Origin of the sequence: Mesorhizobium sp. M7A.F.Ca.US.002.01.1.1, from assembly GCF_004022955.1 — a bacterium.
GTDB lineage: Bacteria > Pseudomonadota > Alphaproteobacteria > Rhizobiales > Rhizobiaceae > Mesorhizobium > Mesorhizobium ciceri.
On record NZ_RZQE01000658.1, the window covers coordinates 1 to 2,614 of the forward strand.

The 2,614-nt window shown below is 59.1% G+C and carries 2 protein-coding genes; both read right to left on the bottom strand.

Features of this window, described 5'->3' with window-relative positions; genetic code table 11:
• Nucleotides 1-58 precede the first annotated feature (58 nt).
• A complete protein-coding gene (locus EN932_RS33635) occupies nucleotides 59-1,450 on the bottom strand; it encodes an FAD-binding oxidoreductase (RefSeq protein WP_063173930.1) in 1,392 nt (463 codons plus the stop codon).
• Nucleotides 1,451-2,329: 879 nt separating this feature from the next.
• The coding region (locus EN932_RS38530) for a hypothetical protein (protein ID WP_013525275.1) at nucleotides 2,330-2,614 on the bottom strand (285 nt) is incomplete at its 5' end.

Sequence of the window (2,614 nt, forward strand, 5' to 3'; positions counted from 1 at the left end):
CGATTATGCTGACCCCAAGGGAACTTTCGATCAGTTCGCCTCAGTTTGTCGAAGGCGCTTAATGTGTCGCGGCCGAGATGTTTTGGTTGACGCTAAAAAAGTTGGTCGGGTCGTATTTGCTTTTCACTTCCGCAAGCCGTCTGTAGTTTTCGCCGAATGAGGCGCGGATAACTTGGTCCGCGGGCTCGCTCTGAAAGTTCAGAAGGTGCATTCCGCTCGAATGCGGCTCGAACGCATCATACATCGCGCGTACCCAGGCAATATGCCTTTCGCTTTCGGCCGGATCCACCCACTGCGCGGTCATTCCTATGTTGTATTCCGCGCCGCGCTGGGCGAAGGCGGATTCAGCGCGACTGATCCTGCCTGGCGCGCCGCCATAGAACTCTACGATGCAGGCCGAAAGAGGCGACTTCATCCGATTTCCATGCTCGACAAGCAGGTCTATGATCGTGTCGGTAAGTTGCGGAACGAAGCTCGCCTTCCAGAAATTGTGGGTCCCGTCCGGGAAAGCGCCGTCAAGCAGCTTCTGCATCGTCGGGAAGGGCATTAGCTGGATGGCATCGAGCATTGGGGGACCGAAAGCTCGCAGCGGCGCCAGCACACGTGCGCCTTCTACCACGTCACCGCACCAGCATGCGATTACGCCGACCGCCGGCATACCGTCCGGCGTCGTCAGCATGGCCGCGTAGGCAGTCAGTTCCTCCGGTGCCGTGGCCATGAAGTCACGATAGAAGCGCAACACCTCACCGGACTTGTCGCGTGCGTGAACGATCAGGCCGCCGAGCACTGAAGATATTTGCTGCGCTCGGAAGGTGAAGCAGGTGACGATGCCGAAATTACCGCCGCCGCCGCGCAAAGCCCAGAACAGGTCTGGGTGTTCTTCCATGCTGGCCGTCAGCAGGTTGCCCTCCGCTGTCACCAGCTCAAACGAAATCACATTGTCGCAGCTCAGTCCGTGCTTGCGCACCAGCCAGCCTACGCCGCCGCCGAGCGTCAGACCGGCAACGCCGGTCTTAGAGACGACGCCGACCGGCACCGCCAACCCATGCAAATGCGTCTCTCGGTCGAGATCGCCAAGCGTCGCGCCGCCCTGAACTCGCACGGTCTGGGTCTTGGCCTCAACCATCACGCCACGCATGGCGGAGAGGTCGATCACGATGCCGTTGTCGCAGAGCGCGCGCCCGGCGACATTGTGACCGCCCCCACGCACCGCGACAAGAAGGTCGTTTTTAGAGGCGAATTTCACTGCGTGGATTACATCAGCAACACCGAGGCAGCGTGCGATGAGTCCAGGGTGTCGATCAATTGCCGCGTTCCAAATACGGCGTGCCTCGTCGTAATCGGCATCAGCGAGCCGGATAAGGCGGCCAGCCAACCCCGAAGCGAACTCATCGATGAGGTCGGCGCCAATCGGCATGCCATTGCGACTTTGAAGCTGCGTCTCTAACATATCCTCCTCCTCAACTTCTCACCGCGTAAGCTCAAGCCTCGCGATGAGAAGTAGCATAACACCAGTTGGCGGGCCTCGCCGAAAACACCTTCGATCCGATAAGTGGCGCTCGGTGCGGAATGGCCGCTTTTGCCAACTGGATTCTAGGAAGTTGCCAGTCGGCTCGCGGCCCCATGACAGTCACACCAAGCAACGGAGAGGCGCACGCCACCAGCCGAGCAGCTCGCACACCACGGTATACCTCGACTAACGTAACACCGCCGCCGGTTGCGGCGTAACATCTGGGTGGATATCGACTATCTGTGACAGGGTAGCGTCAGTCCTAAACCTTGAGGTGACAGGGCCGCAGAGTAGCGAGCCATCGGGCAAAAATTGAAAGGCCGGAAGGGTTGCCGTACGGGTTTACCAAGGCAACGACGCTAGGTCTGTTCGCGGACGGTGGAACAAAAACCGCGCTGTCGAGATTCGGTCGTTGCACTGTTCCCATTCGGTGCTTTCCCCATGAGAACTGCCCACTGGCCTGACGGCTGGCGGGCTTTTTTGTATCAGCGGAACCTTATTACTCATGCTCAGTTCTTGGCGGCAGCGCCCCGCACGCTGCTGGCCAAGGAAAGGCAACCCTTGGCCGGGCCCGCATCGGTCCTCACCCAAGCGGTGCGGGCCCACTGTCGATGCTGCCGAGCCCGTCTTCACACCCTTGGGCGTATCTTTCGAACAGTTCCACCTTTTCTGGATAAGGAAGGCGGTGTAAACGCTGGCAACCTTCGCACCGATAGTGGGCGGCAACGATGAACCAACGCCCTGGCTTGGTGAACTCGTTTCCACATCCGGGGCATTTGAGTGTCATCTCAACCGAAGATAGTTTCTGGGAGAGCGGCATCAGGTCGCGTAACTCAAACTGCCGACGCCAGAATCAGCGTTATCCCCACCACCGTCGACGCATAGATCGTGGCTAAAGCACGATCGGTCGAGGAATACTCGGCGGGTGTGCGAGGCCGGCGAAGTCGGGGCCTCGGAATGTTTCGGTGCCCACGGGACGTTGGCGGAAGCGTTGTCATTGCAAGCGCGCAAAGATAGACGCTGGGCTATATCGGCGGCGATCAGAGAATAGTCCGCCACCAATTTCGACCTGTCCGAGACAATGGAGATTTCACGTTGCAACAT

Bases quoted from the DNA above. Each gene is read 5' to 3' on its own strand.
- EN932_RS33635 (WP_063173930.1), bottom strand. From the start codon at position 1,450: ATGTTAGAGACGCAGCTTCAAAGTCGCAATGGCATGCCGATTGGCGCC.